Annotated in this window: 17 protein-coding genes; 9 read left to right on the forward strand and 8 right to left on the reverse strand. The window is 39.6% G+C overall.

Annotation, left to right across the window (positions count from 1 at the left end; all coding sequences use genetic code 11):
- Positions 1-78: 78 nt before the first annotated feature.
- Together GQR46_RS00745 and nfuA are read right to left on the reverse strand one after the other, a co-directional pair.
- On the reverse strand, positions 79-348 hold the full coding sequence (locus GQR46_RS00745; protein WP_002959572.1) for a hypothetical protein: 270 nt from the start codon (positions 346-348) through the stop codon (positions 79-81).
- Positions 349-357: 9 nt separating this feature from the next.
- Positions 358-933: a Fe-S biogenesis protein NfuA gene (nfuA, locus tag GQR46_RS00750; RefSeq protein ID WP_007584966.1), complete on the reverse strand. Its 576-nt coding sequence runs from the start codon at positions 931-933 to the stop codon at positions 358-360.
- A gap of 146 nt (positions 934-1,079) precedes the next feature.
- Here nfuA and GQR46_RS00755 point away from each other — a divergent pair, with 146 nt between their 5' ends.
- On the forward strand, positions 1,080-3,629 hold the full coding sequence (locus GQR46_RS00755) for a M14 family zinc carboxypeptidase (RefSeq protein ID WP_165739369.1): 2,550 nt from the start codon (positions 1,080-1,082) through the stop codon (positions 3,627-3,629).
- Between the two features lie 224 nt (positions 3,630-3,853).
- Here the strand turns inward: GQR46_RS00755 and GQR46_RS00760 are convergent, their stop codons facing one another.
- Positions 3,854-4,531: a ComF family protein gene (locus GQR46_RS00760; protein WP_010554946.1), complete on the reverse strand. Its 678-nt coding sequence runs from the start codon at positions 4,529-4,531 to the stop codon at positions 3,854-3,856.
- 74 nt (positions 4,532-4,605) lie between these two features.
- Between GQR46_RS00760 and bioH the strand changes: the two genes are divergently transcribed.
- From bioH to GQR46_RS00775, 3 genes are all read left to right on the forward strand, one after another.
- Positions 4,606-5,343, forward strand: a complete 738-nt coding sequence (gene bioH, locus GQR46_RS00765) for a pimeloyl-ACP methyl ester esterase BioH (RefSeq protein ID WP_024594288.1) — start codon at positions 4,606-4,608, stop codon at positions 5,341-5,343.
- Positions 5,344-5,433: 90 nt separating this feature from the next.
- On the forward strand, positions 5,434-5,742 hold the full coding sequence (locus GQR46_RS00770; RefSeq protein ID WP_007584971.1) for a hypothetical protein: 309 nt from the start codon (positions 5,434-5,436) through the stop codon (positions 5,740-5,742).
- 4 nt (positions 5,743-5,746) lie between these two features.
- On the forward strand, positions 5,747-6,601 hold the full coding sequence (locus GQR46_RS00775; RefSeq protein ID WP_165729076.1) for a putative metalloprotease CJM1_0395 family protein: 855 nt from the start codon (positions 5,747-5,749) through the stop codon (positions 6,599-6,601).
- A 72-nt stretch (positions 6,602-6,673) separates the two neighbouring features.
- Here GQR46_RS00775 and GQR46_RS00780 read toward each other — a convergent pair whose 3' ends face one another.
- The 4 genes from GQR46_RS00780 to greB all read right to left on the reverse strand — a co-directional run bounded on the left by GQR46_RS00780 (position 6,674) and on the right by greB (position 10,709).
- Positions 6,674-9,001: a Tex family protein gene (locus tag GQR46_RS00780; protein ID WP_165729077.1), complete on the reverse strand. Its 2,328-nt coding sequence runs from the start codon at positions 8,999-9,001 to the stop codon at positions 6,674-6,676.
- A 168-nt stretch (positions 9,002-9,169) separates the two neighbouring features.
- Entirely contained in the window at positions 9,170-9,751 is a 582-nt protein-coding gene (locus tag GQR46_RS00785) for a CBS domain-containing protein (RefSeq protein ID WP_024594284.1), read from the reverse strand.
- A 50-nt stretch (positions 9,752-9,801) separates the two neighbouring features.
- Positions 9,802-10,113, reverse strand: a complete 312-nt coding sequence (locus tag GQR46_RS00790; protein ID WP_007584977.1) for a hypothetical protein — start codon at positions 10,111-10,113, stop codon at positions 9,802-9,804.
- Between the two features lie 116 nt (positions 10,114-10,229).
- Complete coding sequence (gene greB, locus GQR46_RS00795; RefSeq protein WP_165739371.1) at positions 10,230-10,709, reverse strand: transcription elongation factor GreB; 480 nt, start codon at positions 10,707-10,709, stop codon at positions 10,230-10,232.
- A 195-nt stretch (positions 10,710-10,904) separates the two neighbouring features.
- Between greB and ompR the strand changes: the two genes are divergently transcribed.
- From ompR to GQR46_RS00810, 3 genes are read left to right on the forward strand one after another with little or no spacing between them, the layout of a single operon-like run.
- Positions 10,905-11,624: a two-component system response regulator OmpR gene (gene ompR, locus GQR46_RS00800; RefSeq protein WP_002959552.1), complete on the forward strand. Its 720-nt coding sequence runs from the start codon at positions 10,905-10,907 to the stop codon at positions 11,622-11,624.
- A gap of 5 nt (positions 11,625-11,629) precedes the next feature.
- A complete protein-coding gene (envZ, locus tag GQR46_RS00805) occupies positions 11,630-12,931 on the forward strand; it encodes a two-component system sensor histidine kinase EnvZ (protein ID WP_165739380.1) in 1,302 nt (433 codons plus the stop codon).
- A 39-nt stretch (positions 12,932-12,970) separates the two neighbouring features.
- Positions 12,971-13,537: a hypothetical protein gene (locus tag GQR46_RS00810; RefSeq protein WP_165739382.1), complete on the forward strand. Its 567-nt coding sequence runs from the start codon at positions 12,971-12,973 to the stop codon at positions 13,535-13,537.
- Between the two features lie 100 nt (positions 13,538-13,637).
- On the opposite strand, the gene GQR46_RS00815 is transcribed toward GQR46_RS00810, so the two are convergent.
- Positions 13,638-15,680, reverse strand: a complete 2,043-nt coding sequence (locus GQR46_RS00815) for a glycoside hydrolase family 97 protein (protein ID WP_165739384.1) — start codon at positions 15,678-15,680, stop codon at positions 13,638-13,640.
- Between the two features lie 158 nt (positions 15,681-15,838).
- Between GQR46_RS00815 and GQR46_RS00820 the strand changes: the two genes are divergently transcribed.
- Together GQR46_RS00820 and GQR46_RS00825 are read left to right on the forward strand one after the other, a co-directional pair.
- Positions 15,839-16,462 carry a methylamine utilization protein gene (locus tag GQR46_RS00820; protein ID WP_165739386.1) on the forward strand — a complete coding sequence of 208 codons (624 nt, stop codon included), beginning with the start codon at positions 15,839-15,841 and terminating at the stop codon, positions 16,460-16,462.
- Positions 16,452-17,684 carry a hypothetical protein gene (locus GQR46_RS00825; RefSeq protein WP_007584984.1) on the forward strand — a complete coding sequence of 411 codons (1,233 nt, stop codon included), beginning with the start codon at positions 16,452-16,454 and terminating at the stop codon, positions 17,682-17,684. Before GQR46_RS00820 ends, GQR46_RS00825 begins: the two co-directional genes overlap by 11 nt.
- The last annotated feature ends 3 nt before the right edge of the window (positions 17,685-17,687 follow it).

Below are 17,687 nucleotides of genomic sequence, written 5' to 3' on the forward strand. Positions count from 1 at the left end.
AATTTTTAACAACGTTATAGAGTGATTTAATTCGATAAATTGCCCAAATATATATGGAGGTTGGTATAAATAAATGGTTTATTTCCAGAGATCGGGGTCGTGGTGTTTAGGGCCCATATCTTTTAAAACTTGTGAAAAACGATTAGCAAAAATACCGCAGTAGCCCCAACCGGCAAAAAATAATGCGGGGAGTAAAATTATAACGCCAATTATTTGTAAGCTGTAGTGAGTGTAATACCCAATAGATATGAATATCACGGCTAGCACAAACAGTGCTAAGCCGCGAAAAAAGCGCTTTAAGCTCAGCTTAGGGTTGCTCCCTAAGCGATAAATAAGCTGCTTTAGCATTTAGAAGGCCTAATAGTAAGAGTGATCGCCCGCTTCGTGCTCTGTTATATCAGCAACACCGGTGATTTCTTCAAACTTAGCTATCATTTCTTTTTCAATGCCTTCTTTTAGCGTTACATCGATCATAGAACAACCGTTACAACCACCACCAAACTGAAGTATAGCAATACCTGCAGCTGTAATTTCAACAAGGCTTACTTGGCCACCGTGGTTAGCAAGTTGTGGATTTACTTCGGTTTCTAGCATGTGCTGTACACGTTCGTTTAACGATGCATCGTTACCTATTTTACGCGCCTTTGCATTTGGTGCTTTTAGCGTTAACTGAGTACCCATTTTGTCGGTAACAAAATCGATTTCAGCTTCTTCTAAAAATGGAGCACTTTCAGCATCTACAACGGCATCAAAACCGTTAAAGTTTAGGCGAATATCGCTCGCTTCTACAGCGTCTTCTGGACAATAAGACACACCACATTCCGCTTGTGATGAACCAGGGTTTACAACAAACACACGAATATTGGTTTGTTGTGATTGATCTGCTAATAGTTTAGCAAAATGCGCTTGCGCTGTTTCGGAAATAGAAATCATAAAACCATCTATACTTGACTAAATTACTCGGATACTGCGTATCATACTCCGCTCATCGTGTTGCGGCTAGTGTTGAGCGTAAAAAGTTGGCATCTATTTTAAGCAATGGTAGCGTGCAAACAACGAACATTTTTTGAGTGATTTATATGCGTTTGGTATTAACATTAATGGTGGTGTTGCTTAGCTTTTCAAGTGTAGCTAAGCCACTTTCGTATTATTTTGAACAAGATGTAAAATTTGACCCTTCAATTCCTACTCCTGAGCAAGTACTCGGTTATGAAGTAGGAGAGTGGCACGTGAGACACGATCAGCTCGTACGTTATATGGAAATACTTGCTGATAAAAGCGACCGTATAAATTTTGAGGTGATTGGCCGCACGCATGAACAACGCCCGTTAGTAATGCTAACAATTACTGCTGCTGATAAGTTATCAAGCATAGAGCAGACACGCCAAGCTCACTTAGCACACTTAAGTAATAACAGTAGTAAAGCACAAGACGATCCTGCCGTTGTATGGATGGGTTATAGCGTTCATGGTAATGAGTCATCAGGTAGTAACTCATCATTGCTGGTGGCTTATTATTTAGCTGCTGCACAAGGTACTGAAATAGATGAGCTATTAAATAACACGGTTATTTTACTCGACCCTTCACTTAATCCTGACGGGCTTGCTCGTTTTGCTAATTGGGCCAACAGTAACCGAGGCATGAATTTATCAAGTGACCCTAAAACCCGTGAGCATGTTGAAAACTGGCCTAGCAGCCGTACTAACCACTATTGGTTTGATTTAAATCGCGATTGGCTACTGCTACAGCATCCTGAATCGCGTGCACGTATTGCTAAATTTCATCAGTGGAAACCAAATATTTTAACTGACTTTCATGAGATGGGTCCAAACAGCAGTTACTTTTTTCAACCAGGTATTCCAAGTCGTAAGCACCCTATAACACCTGATGAAAATGTTACCTTAACAAAGACAATTGCCAACTATCATGCAAAAACCTTAGATGAAAACAATGCACTTTATTTTACAGAAGAAAGCTTTGACGATTTTTACTATGGGAAAGGCTCAACTTACCCAGATGTAAATGGCGGCATAGGCATTTTATTTGAACAAGCAAGTTCTCGCGGACATATTCAAGACACCATAAATGGACCTTTGAGCTTTCCTTTCACTATTAAAAATCAACTGTTAACGAGTTTATCTACCTTTAAGGCAGCAGTTGATAACCGCCAAGCATTACTTGATTACCAGGCTAAGTTTTACAATCAAGCTACTGATTTAGCCAGCGATGAAAGCTTTGAAGGTTATGTTGTTGAAGGTGCAAGCGACAACACCCGTATTATGCACTTTTTAGAATTGTTAAAGCAGCATCAAATTAACGCTTACCCACTTACTAAATCATTAAAAGCAGATGGTAAGAATTTCAGTACACATAGCTATTTTGTACCATTAGCACAACCACAATATCGTTTGGTAAAAGCGATTTTTAGTGAGCAAAAAAACTTTGCCGATAATACTTTTTACGATGTATCTGGCTGGACATTAGCGCATGCGTTTAATTTGCCATTTTCTAAAGTTAAAAGTAGTTGGGGATTAAAGGTTGCTGATAAAGCATGGGAAAAAGTAGCAACCCCATCATTTTCTTCACTCACCGAAGGTTACGCATTTGGTTTTTCGTGGGATGATTATTTAGCACCTAAAATGTTAAATAGCTTATTACAGCAAGGTATAAAAGCACGTGTAGCGCTAAAAGCATTAACGGCTAAATCAACATCAGGAGAAATTAATTTTAAACCTGGAAGTATTATTATACCGGCTGGACTACAAACAAATACAGATTGGATTACCTTGCTAAATAAAGCACAAAATGAGTTTGGTATTGCAATCAAACCTATTACATCAGGTTTAACAAGCAAAGGAGCCGATTTAGGGTCGCGATCAATGGCGGTTGTTAGTGCTCCAAAAGCACTGCTTATTGGCGGGCAAGGCGCAAGCCAGTACGAAGTCGGCGAAGTGTGGTATTACCTAGATCGCTTTGTAGGTGTTGCACCAACAATTGTTGAAATGAATCGCTTTAGTTCACTCGAGTTAAGTGACTACAGTCATATTGTGCTTGCTCATGGCAATTACAATAGCTTATCTGATGCCGACAAAGTGGCTATTAAAAGCTGGGTAAGAAAAGGCGGCGTTATTTGGGGTCACAAAGGCGGCGCTAAATTTTTAGCTGATCAGCAATTACTCAAAGCAAGCTATCTATCACGACAAGATGTAGCAAGTGCATTTAAAACGACAGATTTAAGTTATGGCGATAAAGATCATTTAGCAGGACGTCAACGCATTGCAGGTGCTATTTTTAATACTAATGTAGATTTAACTCATCCGCTTACATTTTCACTTAAGCGTAATACATTGCCCGTATTCAAAAACAGTACTTGGTTGCTAGAAGCTTCCGATGCTCCGTTCGTAAATGTACTTACCTACACTAAAAATCCATTATTGGCAGGCTTTACCGATGCCGTTAATGTTGAGCAAGTTGCTGGCGGCGCAGGCTTAATTGCTCACTCATACGGACGAGGTACAGTAATAGGCATGACCGATGACCCTGTATTTAGAGGTTACTGGTATGGGACTAGTCGACTACTAAGCAACGCTTTATTTTTTGGCCATACGTTTCGTGCAAATGGCGAATAATACTAATTCGCTTAAATTAAGTGATCTATTTTGAGGATGGAAAAACGTGTTGATAGCTAGGCAAAAAATTCGCTATTTAGTTGTTCTCGGCAATTGCTCCTGCATTGCTCTACCTTCTGCATCCATGCAGTCGTAAATGAGAATTTTTTAACTCAGGTAGCGACACGTTTAGCCCCGTAAAATGATTAAGTATTATTGCGGATTGGTATAATACTTTTTAATAATTAAATAGGCGTTAAGCAAGTTGTAAAAGCCCACACTTGTTTAGCGCCTGCTTGTTTTAGTGCACTAGTAGCTGCGTTTAATGTTGCCCCTGTCGTCATCACATCATCAACAATAGCGACTGTTTTACCGCCCATATCCTCTGTACAAATAAAGGCATTTTTTAAGTTTTTAATACGCTTTGCTTTAGATAGCTCCGACTGAGCTTGTGTTTTTTTATTGCGAATAAGTACGTTACTCACTGATGCGTAATTAGCTAAACATGGTTGCCAAACTTGGCTTACCTGATTAAACCCGCGAGTAATGAATCGGCTTTTATGAAGAGGTAAAATAATAAAGGTATCTGGCAAAGTAGGGCTTTGCTCAAAAAACTGCGTTAATTGTTTTTGTATAACTTGCTGCAATGCCTTTTTATAATGAATTTGATTATTAAATTTTAGCCTTTTAAGCCAATGTTCAAAGGGAGGTTGATAAAAAGCACAGGCAAATAATTTATCAAACTCGCAATTAGGAAACATCTCAACAATATCGGGTCGATGCAGTAAATTCTTATGCTTACTAAAATCAAACAATGGTAAATCTTCAAGGCAATAATCACAAAGCCCTAAAGAGGTCGTAATCGTATTTTGACATTGCACGCAATAAGAGGGAAATAACCAATTTAAAATGGCTTGCTTCACTGACTCGCTCCTTGCATTGCAATCGCCTTTTTAAACGTTATGATGAGCCTAAGTTTGGTAAAGGTTAGGCAAATATGCAAAATGAGTTAGTGTTATTACATGGTTGGGGAATGAATCAGGGCGTATGGCAGTTAGTACAGCCAGAACTTGAGTTTTTATATTCAGGAAGTGTACGTAGCCTTGACCTACCTGGGTTTGGTAATAGCCATGTTTGCCCAAGCCCTTATACTTTGCATGATGCAGCAGAAACTTTAAGTAAGCAATTAAAGCCGAAGAGCATTTTAATGGGGTGGTCGTTAGGTGGATTGTTTGCACTTTATATTGCTAAGCATTGGCCTGAAAAAGTATCAAAAGTTATTTTAATTGCATCGACTCCTTTCTTTGCGGAGGCAGATAATTGGCCCGGAATAAAAGCGAATGTATTGGCGCAGTTTAAAGAGCAGTTAGTTAATCATCGAGAAAAAACAATAGAGCGCTTTTTAGCTATTCAAGCGATGGGTAGCGAGTCGGCGCGTGATGATATAAAGCTGCTTAAACAATTACTAAATCAGTACAGCGCACCACAAAGCGACGCCCTGAGTGCTGGTTTAGATATTTTACAAAACGACGATTTACGTGATTTATTTGCTCATTGCCCAGTACCTATCAAAGGAGTATTTGGCCGACTTGATGCCTTAGTGCCTTATAAAGCAATTAGTGAAATGTCAGTACTAAATACTGAGTTTGAATACGAGGTGCTAGATAAAGCGTCGCACGCGCCATTTATTTCTCATAAAAGTGAGTTTTTATCTGTCGTTAAATCAATGCTTTAAAATAGAGCTAATAATAGCGCTGTTTAAAGCTTTATTTTGATCAGAACCTGAGCGATAATTAAACAATGTTTATTTGGTGGAGGTTTTAATATGCCAATCGGATCTGTATTTAATAGTGGTGTAGAAGGGTTTAATCGAGCTAGCCAAGGTATTGAAAAGGCCAGTGCTGAGATTAACCGTGCCAGTATAGAACAGCAAGATGACGCACAATTAGCGCAGCAACGTCAGCTTACAGCAGCACGCCCTGAAGAAGCTATTACTGCACCTGTAGCACAGCCAGCTCGTGTTGATGAAGCGCTTGTTAACTTAAAAGTTGAAGAGTTTAATGCCAAGGCAAATACGCAATCAATTCAAACGGCCGATGATGTACTTGGCACGTTAATCGATATTAAAGTTTAGTATTATGAATATTGTCACGCCATTTCCGTCTATCAATATAAACACTGCAAATGTTTATACGGAAACTGCACGGCGTGACAACCAACTACGCGAAGTTATTCCTGCTCCCGCATCTAGTAGCGCAAGCAATACAGAAACCAAAGCGCAAAGTGATTCTGAAAAAGCAAAATTACCAGGCAGTAGCGATGGTGCGACGTATAACGCAACGGGAAAAATAGCAGACGAAAAGTCAGTTCAGCAGCGCGATGGAAACTCAGAAAACCCTGAGGGCTCTGAGGAAGAAAGTGAAGCAATTGAGAAAAAAGAATCTGAGCAAGAAGAGCTGCAATTAGAACAAGAACAACAACAAATTACAGAGCTAAAAGCACGAGATACTGAAGTACGAATACACGAGCAAGCGCACGCTTCTGTAGGTGGGCAACATGCTGGCTCGCCAAGCTATGAGTATCAACGTGGCCCAGATGGTACTAACTACGCAGTTGGCGGAGAAGTACAAATAGATGTATCTGAAGTTCCCAATGATCCGCAAGCGACTATAGACAAAATGCAAACGGTACGCGCTGCCGCATTAGCGCCTGCAGAGCCTTCGGGAGCTGATCGCTCTATTGCTGCAGATGCTACGCAAAAGCTAGCAGCGGCTCAGGCTGAGCTTGCACAACCTGAAAAAGAAGACGACGAAGACGCAAAAAGTAAGCTTGAAGCTTCATTCTCTAGCGATGAAAGCAACGATACAAAAACAGCTAAAAGTGATGAGCAAACACGTGATGCCGATGTTGAGGCACGGGCGGGGCGTATTGCTAACTTTTATCAAATGGCTACATCGCCAGCGAGCCAAAGTAGTTTTTCAGCGTTAAGTTAATAATTTAGCAAAACATAACCACAAAAAAACCGCTTACGCGGTTTTTTTCGTTTTAGCTTAGCTGTACAACTATTATTTTTTCACTTTAGCATTAGCGAACGCATCGGCAAATGCATTACCCATTAACGCATTACCGTTGTCACGTTTAGGCTTTGCAGCGCGAAGTTGCGAATTATTAGCACGTGCTTGTGGTTTTTGCGTAGCTGGCGCTGCTGACTTATTACTTGTGTCAATGTCGTCATCTAAGCGCATAGTAAAGCTTATACGTTTACGTGCAGCGTCTACTTCAACAACTTTAACCTTTACAATATCACCAGCTTTAACAACTTCACGCGGATCTGATATAAATTTATTCGTGATTGCTGAAATATGCACTAAGCCATCTTGGTGTACACCTACATCAACAAACGCACCAAAATTAGCAACGTTTGAAACCACGCCTTCTAAAATCATACCTGGTTTTAGGTCACTAATTTTTTCAACACCGGCTTTAAACTCAGCTGTTTTAAATTCAGGGCGAGGATCTCGACCTGGTTTATCAAGCTCAGTAATAATGTCGGTAACGGTTGGTAAGCCAAACTTTTCGTCAGTGTAATCGTTAGCAGCAAGTTTAGTTAAAAAGTCGCTGTTACCAATTAGGTTACTGACATCGACGCTATTGCGTTCACAAATACGTTTAACAACAGGATAAGCTTCAGGGTGAACTGATGAGTTATCTAGAGGATCGCTACCATTGTTAATACGTAAAAAACCAGCCGCTTGTTCAAATGCTTTTGGCCCTAAACGCTCAACCTTTTTAAGCTCACTACGTTTAGTAAATGTGCCGTTAGCATCGCGATAATTAACGATATTTTGCGCTAATGTTTTGTTTAAACCAGATACGCGTGTAAGTAGCGGTACCGATGCCATGTTTAAATCTACGCCTACTGAGTTTACACAGTCTTCAACTACTGAAATAAGGCTTTGGCCTAATTGGCTTTGCGATACATCGTGTTGGTATTGGCCAACACCAATTGATTTTGGCTCAATTTTAACAAGTTCAGCAAGAGGATCTTGAAGGCGGCGCGCAATAGAGACAGCCCCTCGTATAGAAACATCTAAATCTGGGAATTCATTAGCTGCAAATTCAGAAGCTGAGTAAACCGATGCACCCGCTTCGCTAACCATAATTTTACTAAGCTTAAGTTCGCTGTTTGCTTTCATAAGCTCAGCAACCAACTTATCTGATTCGCGTGATGCAGTACCGTTACCAATCGCAATTAGCTCAACTTTATGCTGACGACAAAGTTGCTCTAACGTACGCACTGATTTATCCCAATGATTTTGTGGTGCATGAGGGAAAATAGTTTGTGTAGCTAGTAATTTACCTGTGCTATCAACAACGGCAATCTTACAGCCAGTACGAAGGCCTGGATCAAGACCTAAAGTAGTACGGGGGCCTGCAGGTGCTGCCATTAATAAATCTTTTAAGTTTTTAGCAAATACGTCGATTGCACCAGCTTCTGCTTTTTCGCGCATTGCTGCAAAAAATTCATTCTCTAGGTGTAATCCTAACTTAATTTTCCACGCCCATTGCACAACGTTTAATAACCAAGGACTTGCCGCTTTATATTTAATATCTAAACGGTAATGGTCAGCAATCATGTTGGCACATAGTTGCGCTGAATTTTCAGCGCTAGGCTCTGGATTAACATTTAACTGAAGTACACCTTCATTTCGGGCTCTAAGCATAGCAAGCGCGCGGTGAGAAGGTACTTTTTTGAGAAGTTCTTGATGCTCAAAGTAGTCACGGTATTTTGCACCCGCTTGCTCTTGGCCTTTAATTACAGTGCTTTCAATTGCGCCGTTTTGGCTTATGTGACTTCTAAATTTAGCAAGTAATTTTGCGTCTTCAGCAAAGCGCTCCATCAAGATAAATTTAGCGCCTTCGAGTACAGCTTTTGTATCTGCAAAGCCTTTTTCAGCACTTACAAATTGATCTGCTTGTTGCTCTGGGTCAAGGTTAGCATCTTTAAATAGTGCATCTGCAAGTGGCTCTAAACCTGCTTCAATTGCTATTTGGCCTTTAGTACGGCGCTTAGCTTTGTAAGGTAGGTATAAATCTTCAAGTTCAGTTTTACTTTGTGCATTAGTTATATCGGCACTTAGCTCTGGCGTTAATTTATTTTGCGATTCGATGGTCGATAAAATAAAACTACGGCGCTCTTCTAGTTCACGTAAATACGATAAACGCTGCTCTAAAAGGCGTAATTGGGTGTCGTCTAGGCCGCCGGTAACTTCTTTTCTGTAGCGGGCAATAAAAGGAACAGTTGCGCCTTCATCAAGTAATTTTGTAGCTGCAACAACCTGTTGCTGCTGTGCGTTTAACTCACCGGCTAAACGTGCAGAGATATCGCTCATGCAAAAACCTTTTTATACAATAAAATAAGACCAGAAGCGTGTTACTGGCGCCGTTAATTGCTTGAATAATATCACAGGAGGTAGTAATAAAAAGCTCTTAAAGCAAGCTATTTCACTTGCTTTAAGATGGTTGGGAGGGGAGTAAATCAATTCAACTAAAAGAGCGCCCTAGTGAGGATGCTCAATGTTTTCTAATACTTCACTGAAAGAGTGAGCAATAGGGCTAATATGTAGTGGAATATGTAATGTTTTAGCTATTTGGCGAGCTGAAATTAAACCACAAATTTCGCTACTTGCTGTTGTTACTAATAAAAACATTACACCTTGATGCTCCATTGTTTGCAGCGCATCACCAATACATGCATAGCTTAAACTTTGCATGCTTACACCTGTAAGTCGGCTAATTGGCGTCATAATATCGCGCAAGCTTACTTCACTTCGTGGGGTATTTAAACGCTCTGCAATAATAGTAATTTTAGAGCTTTGTAAATCGGCGCTAGAAACAAGACCAATCAATTTTTGGTTCTCGTCGGTTACTAAAACAAAATCAGATTGTTGTGCACTAACTTGTTTAAGTGCATCTGTAATCGTTGTTGTATGCTCTGCGCGAATGGGCGTTTTTTGAGTAAAGTTATTTACCATTTTTAGTGCTGGAGATGATAAATCAATCAAAGGTTGGTCATCTGCAAATGTGCTTGCAATAACGCCGTGAGAAACATTTTGAGTACGTAATTCTTTAAAGTTAGACATAGTAGTCACCTTAGTAGTTATAAAATTTAATTAAGTTGTAAAATAATGAATTAAATTAAATAGCTAGGTGGTCCGCGTTGGTACGCAGTGCTAAAAGGTCTGTTTAGGTTGGTGCTCTTATAAAAAGAATCTACGACATTAGGAAGTGGTTGAGGCGACCTAAAGGTAATAGTATTAACGTGAGAGTCTACGTCAAAATCGAGGTTTGCTTGGTCAGGAATGTCACAAGCAATAAAGTGATTAGATAGTTTAGCGTTATCAAGGTTTACTTCAGTGTTACTGGCATGCAGCGTCAAACTTACACTCATTAAAAGTGCAAACAATACGGCATTATTTAATATGCGCTGTACTATGTTTGACATAACCACGACCTTAATTAACTGCTTTCAAATTAAACAAATCAACTTGAATAATTCAGTTATAGCTTATTGGTTTAATTTACACAATCAAAAGTTAACATGATCTGAATCAAAACTTTTTATTTCTTTTTTTGGTAATCGATACTGTTTACATACCACTGTTTTTTACCCTGAGGAGTAGGTACCTCAAAATCTTCATCTACTTGTTTTTTAATCAGCGCCCGCGCCATAGGTGAGTCTATCGATATGTAGTCTTTTCGGTCGTAAATTTCATCAGGTCCGACAATTCTGAATTTTTTAGTTTCACCTTCTTCGTTTTCAATTTCGACCCATGCACCAAAAAATACTTTCCCATCTTGCACGGGAGAGTAGTCGATGATTTTTAAATCAGGTATGCGTTTGCGTAAATAGCGTACACGACGGTCAATTTGGCGTAGCAAACGCTTGTTGTATTGATAGTCTGCGTTCTCAGAGCGATCTCCGAGGCTGGCTGCCCAACTAACTATTTTTGTTACTTCTGGGCGTTTAACGTTCCATAGTTGGTCGTGTTCTTGTTGTAATTGTAAGTAACCTTCACGGGTAACTAAATTTGTTTTCATGGTGAATTCTTTATTAACTCTAATGGTGTGCACGTTATTAAATTTGCCAAAACTTGTCGAGCGTAAAATGTAATAAAGTACGAGTAAGTAAGCTTTGAAATGTTCAGTAACAATCTAAGCAAGTAATTAGTTTTTGATTATTAAGTTTTTCATTTATATTAACTAGTAATTGGATATAAAAATAAGAAAGAGATTATGGGACACGAAACCACAAAAGTATTAGTTGTTGATGACGATATGCGCTTACGCAGTTTGCTTGAACGTTACTTAGTAGAGCAAGGTTTTATTGTTAGAACCGCAGGTAATTCGGAGCAAATGGATAGACTCCTAGAGCGAGAAAACTTTCACTTAATGGTTCTTGATTTAATGCTCCCAGGCGAGGATGGCTTATCTATTTGCCGCCGTTTACGTCAAAAAGAAAACGAAATCCCTATTGTAATGCTTACCGCTAAAGGCGACGAAGTAGACCGTATTATTGGTCTTGAGCTTGGCGCTGATGACTACATTCCTAAACCTTTTAATCCTCGAGAATTGCTTGCGCGTATTAAAGCAATTTTACGTCGCCGCGCAAAAGAAGTACCTGGTGCTCCCGCTGCTGAAGAAAACTTAATCGCTTTTGGTAAATTTACGCTTAATTTGGCAACGCGAGAAATGAGTGAAGGGGATAAAACAATATCACTTACCAGTGGTGAGTTTGCAGTACTTAAAGCGCTGGTTTCGCATCCGCGTGAGCCACTTAGCCGCGATAAGCTAATGAACTTAGCGCGTGGTCGTGATTACAGTGCGCTTGAACGAAGTATTGACGTGCAAGTGTCACGACTTCGCCGCATGATTGAAGTAGATGCAGCCAACCCGCGTTATATTCAAACCGTTTGGGGTTTGGGTTATGTGTTTGTTCCCGACGGTGAAAAGTAATTTATATGGGTTTTTTTCCGCGTAGTGCGTTTGGGCAAACTGTATTTTTAGTGGCAGCTTTGCTGCTGATCAATCAAATAGTGTCGTATGTTACGGTTAGTTTTTACGTTGTAAAGCCAACTATTGAGCAAGTTAATTTAATGCTCGCTAAACAAATTAAAACGGTATTTATTGATTGGGAAGACGGCGTTGAAATAAACGACGAGGTATCTGCAAAGTTTTTTGAAATCACTGGCATTGAAGTAATGACGCAGCGCGAAGCAATGCGTCAAGGGCTTGGGCAAAGCCGCGAGTATTCTATGCTATCGCGTAGCATGACTGAGCAACTTGGTGGTTATTCTCGTGTACGTATTAGTCAAACAGATCCGTTAATCTATTGGGTTGAAGCACCTCAAGCGCCTGGTTATTGGGTAAAAGTACCGCTTAAAGGTTTTAAAGAGAATAACTTAGAGTTTTTGACTTTTTACTTATCAAGTATTGGATTTTTGAGTGTGCTGGGTGGATGGCTGTTTGCAAGGCACCTCAATAGGCCTTTAAAAGCTTTGCAACAAGCCGCAGTAAAAGTAGGCAAAGGCGACTTTTCTACCAAGTTAGAAGAAGAAGGCTCTACAGAAGTAATAGAAGTAACGCGCGCGTTTAACCAAATGTCGCGCGGAATTGCCGCACTTGAAAACGACCGCCGTTTACTAATGGCTGGTGTGTCTCATGATTTACGCACGCCGCTTACGCGTATCCGTTTAGCCACCGAAATGATGGTTGATGAAGACGACTATCTTCGTGAAGGTATTATTTACGATATAGAAGATATGAACGGGATTATCGATCAGTTTATTGAGTATTTACGCCACCACAAAACAGATGAGCTAAGCTGCGAAGATATAAATGCTTTAGTTGCCGAAGTTGTTAATTCTGAGCTTCAGCATCAACGTACTATTACGTTTAAAAGTAATCCAAATATAGGCAATATACCGTTAAGTTCTGTGGCTATTAAGCGTGTAATTACCAACATGATTGGTAATGCGCTACGTTATTCTGAGGGCGATATTGAAGTACTTAGCTACTTTAATTCAAACAAAAAGTATGTAGTTATCGCTGTAAACGACAGTGGCCCCGGCATTCCTGAAAATGAATTAGAGTCTGTTTTTGAGCCATTTAAACAAGGCGATGCAGCTCGCGGCAGTGAAGGTAGCGGCTTAGGTCTTGCTATTATTAAGCGTATTGTTGATATGCACGGTGGCAAGGTGGTGCTTAAAAATCGACCCGAAGGTGGGTTGAGTGCGCAAATATACTTACCAATAAAGGTGTAACGATTACTATTCAGGTACTAATTTAAAAAGGAATTATAGATGCAAAAATTAGATAGGCTAAAAGCTTTTTCAGTCTTGTTGATATTTTTAGCAGGTATTGTTGTAGGTCAGGGTTTTTCTTTTGAAGTTAAATTAAGTGACTTAATCGCACTTACGGCAGTATTAATAACATTTTGGTATGCAAAAAGTGGCCTTAATCGAAGTGAGTCGATTTATTTAAACTCAATCAACCCAATAATTCAGCACAGAGAAATATTTGATAGAACTAAATGTGAATATAGACTAGATATCCTTAATTGTGGTTCAGGTTCTGCAGTTAATATTCAGACAGAGTATACATATGATGGTCAGAATATTAGCCAAAGTGAACTTCAAAACATTTTTTGTGGAGATGTATTCAGTAATAGGGAGGTTGGATTAGGTATGGCGCGTGGCCTAACGCCGAATAGCTCTGATATTCTTATTTACGCCCCATGCAATAATTTATTTGATTTTGAAGAGTTGATAAACCACTTTAGGAAAACTCAAATAAATATTGAATGTAGCTCTTCTCAAGGTCAACAATTTACTTACGAGTTAATATTAGGCTTGGGTTACAATGGGTAAGAGTGGATATTAAAATAAAAACATCAAAAACACCTTGTATTTGGATGTCTTTTATTTTGAGCCGTCACTAAGATGTAACGGCTTTTATTATTCAAAATTATTAAAGTGCTTTAAAACGAATAGCTGTACCGCCACTAGTGGCTAATTTAAGCGTTAGTTTATCGTTTGTAGTTACAATAAGTTTTTCGATAGCTAGATCGTACGGATTGTTTTTCCATTCTGCATTTTTACCATCCTTATAAATTTGTGCTTCAAACTTTTTGCCTTGCTCTAAAAAGTCGAGTTTTACCTCAATAGTACGAGCCTTTTCGTCAGTAACAGCACCTAGGTACCAATCGTTTCCTGAGTATTTAGCACTTTTACGCTCTTTGCGGGCAAATACAATAAAGTCGCCTACTTCACCATCAATAGCAATACTTTGCTGCCAATCAGTTGGTACGTCTTGTATGAATTGAAATGCGTCGGGCTTCGCTAAGTAATTTTTAGGCAAATCAGCAGCCATTTGAATTGGGCTATACAACACAACATAAAGTGCGAGTTGTTTGGCAAGTGTAGTTTGTGGGCGATTTGTATCATCACCTAAACCATTAAAGCTCATATCAAAAATACCGGGTGTAAAGTCCATCGGTCCTGCAAGCATGCGGGTAAAAGCAAGCATTGGTACATGCTCTGGTGGGTTAGGTGGTGAACCCCATGCATTATACTCTTGTCCGCGTGCGCCTTCGCGCGCAATCCAGTTTGGATAAGTACGGCGCAGGCCTGTATCTTTAATTGGCTCGTGAGTATTAATGCTAATTTTATGCTTAGCCGCAAGTTTTACGTTATAAAGGTATTCGTTAACCATAAACTGGCCGTCATGCCATTCGTGGCGAGCAATACCGTTTTTGTCTATACGTTTTATATTTCCGCCATCGGCTACATAACCTGTTTTTACTTGGCTTACGTTTGATTTTTCGTAAAGGGCAAAAGCATCTTCCATTTGGTCACGGTAGTTGCTTACATTGCCTGATGTTTCATGGTGGCCAATGAGCTGTACGCCTTTTTCTTTGCCGTATTGAGTCAGTGCTGCTATATCAAAGTCGTCGTACGGTTTGGTAAAGTTAAATACATCGCCATTAAAATACCAATCGCCATCCCAACCAATATTCCAGCCTTCAACGAGTACGCCATCAAAACCATACTGCGCTGCAAAATCCATATAGTATTTTGTGGTTTGCGTAGTGGCGCCGTGTTTTTTACCGCTACCCCAAGTTTGCGTGTTTATATGCATACCCCACCAAATACCCACGTATTTGCCAGGCTTAACCCACGACACATCACCCAACTTATTAGGCTCGTTTAGGTTTAGTATTATATCTGAATTAACTAAGCCAACAGCGCTGTCGGCTATTTGAATGGTGCGCCATGGTGTTTTAAAAGCATCTTGTTTTTTAACAGCAATACCGTCTGACCACGGTGTTAAATCGGCGGTAAACGTACCAGGTCGACGCTGATTAAGCACCATACCTGCGTAATCAACAAGGGCTGCTTCATGAATGCTAATGTGAGTACCGTCACTTGTTTTAAACGTAAATGGTGTATGAGCTAGTGGAGCTTCGTTAAGTGGGGTAGTGTTATAAACATATTCGTAGCGGTTCCAGCCTCGAGCAGGTATCCACCAGGCGGTAGCATCTTGACTATTGTTTATTGCAAATTCAGTCAACTCTTTGGTTATTTCAGTGTGCTCAAAACCTGCTTGTTGTGGCACTTCGTATCTAAAACCTACGCCACTATCAAATGCTTTAAATCGAATGGTGTAGGTGCCTTTATTGGGTTGTTTTTTTGTAAAGGTAACAGCTACTTCGTTATATTCGTCAACAACGTTTTGGCGTTCGCCCCAGGGTTGTTGCCACTGTTTATTAACGCTTTGTTGTTCAATGCTTTTAATTTTAAAGCCATCGCTAAAAGCTGCTTGTGTTTTAAATTCAAACCCCAGTAAAGATTTGTTTATAACCGCTTTGTTTTTAAATTTTATTGCGTAGCTTGGCGTGTTGTTTTCGTCAGAGATGCTTACTGTTATTTGTGTGTCTGGCGATTTTAGCTCTACGGTTTGTCCGTAGCTATTACTAGCAAAGGCTAAAAGCACAAGTGCTGGTATTCTCATGGTGTGTCCTTAGATGAGTCGGTGGTGACATCTAAGGATAATGACTGTTGATGATTAATACGACTGCTTACATACGTATTCAATGTTTTAAAAAATAGAAAGAATTTGGTGGCTTAATCGGTCTATAATGTAAACAAATTGATAATAGCGACAAGAAAATGATAAAAAGCTTACTTTATGTATTTTTACTAAGTGTTAGTACTGGAGTTTTTGCAGCAAATATTAAAATTAAAAATGCTAATAATGACCCATTACCTAATGCTGTTGTATGGCTAACTGCAGGAGACCTCTCTAGCGTTATTCCCCCAGAAGCACCTTATGCGATGACCCAGCAAAATCGAGAATTTAAGCCGCGTATTTTAGTTGTCCCGCAAAATGCAAAGGTAGAGTTTCCGAATGCGGACTCAATCATGCATCATGTTTATTCATTTTCTAAAGCTAAAACATTTGAATTAAAGCTATATAAGGAGCATCCAAAAGCGCCCATTACTTTTGATCAAACGGGTGTTGTTGAGCTTGGCTGTAATATTCATGATTGGATGTTAGGTTATATTGTGGTGGTAGATAGTACTATTTTTGCAATCACTGATGAAAACGGGAATGTTGATTTAAATGCCAATGCAGGCGAATACACGTTAAGTGTTTGGCATTCTGGGTTTAGTGATATTAGTAAGGTTGAATCTCAAACTATTACTGTGGCTACTAACCCTATCAATTATAAAGTAAAGCAGAAAATTGCGGAGCAAATTGACTTTGCTACGGATGAATTTGATGACTATTAATCGCTTAATGAGGCTGGCATTTTTAGCCGGTGCTTTATGTTTTAGTAATGCATTGTATGCACAAGTAAAAGGCTTGATACAAATTAGAGCCGTGCAGGGTGACGATATACGTAGCTTCCAAGAGGGCGGTCTTGGGCTATATCGGCACGATACTAAAAGCGACGAACTTATTTTATCCCAAGGTATTTTAGATTTTAATGTTGATTTAGCATCTAGTTGGTCGGCCCATGGGGTGTTAAATGCGAATCAAGATCCTGATGTTGGCCTTGGTTTTACACAGGCTTATATAAAGTATCAGCCGCTATCTAACAGCAACTATAAATGGCACATGCGCGTGGGGGGCTTTTACCCACTTATGTCGCTTGAAAATCCTGATATAGGGTGGACTTCTCCTTATAACTATACAAACTCAGCTATTAATAGCTGGATAGGCGAGGAAGTACGCACTGTTGGCGCAGAGGTAACTATTAAGCGCCCAGCAAAACGTTTTAACAGCGCTCATAGCTTTAGTTTTGTAGGTGCTACATTTAAAGGCAATGATCCTGCCGGTACTTTACTTGCGTGGCGTGGTTTTGCATTACACGATAGACAAACTACATTTAACGAAAGTATTAAATTTGCGCCTATAGCGGCATTAAATGCATACGAATTACGTTGGCAGGCTAATCAGGTTTTACCGTTTGAAGAAGTAGACGGTCGTTTTGGCTATTACGCTGGCGTACATTGGGATTACTTAAAAAAATCACAATTTCGAATTTATTATTACAACAATAACGGTGACCCAACCACACTTAATATTAGTACAGGGCAGTATGCTTGGGATACTCGCTTTACAAGCGCCGCTTGGCTTTATAAGTTTAATAGTAAAACACGTTTAATAGCACAGGTACTTAATGGTAAAACTGAAATGGGCAGTAACGCATTAATTGATAATGCTTTTTATAGCCATTATTTAATGCTGAGCCATAAAGAAGGCAAACATCGAGTTTCAGTACGTTATGATTATTTTAAAGTTACTGACAACGACACAACCGCGTTTGACCCTAATGCAAGTAATGGGGAAGGCTTAACCGCAACATGGCGCTACCAGCTCACTAATAAACTACAAATAGGGGTTGAAGGTTCTGCACTTAAAAGTGTTGCAAAAAATAGAGAGCCAATTGGATTTAATGAACGAATCTCGCAGCAGCAAATAATGCTAAATGCGCAATGGCGTTTTTAAAAG

The organism is Pseudoalteromonas sp. Z1A6 (assembly GCF_011378745.1).
GTDB lineage: Bacteria > Pseudomonadota > Gammaproteobacteria > Enterobacterales > Alteromonadaceae > Pseudoalteromonas > Pseudoalteromonas arctica.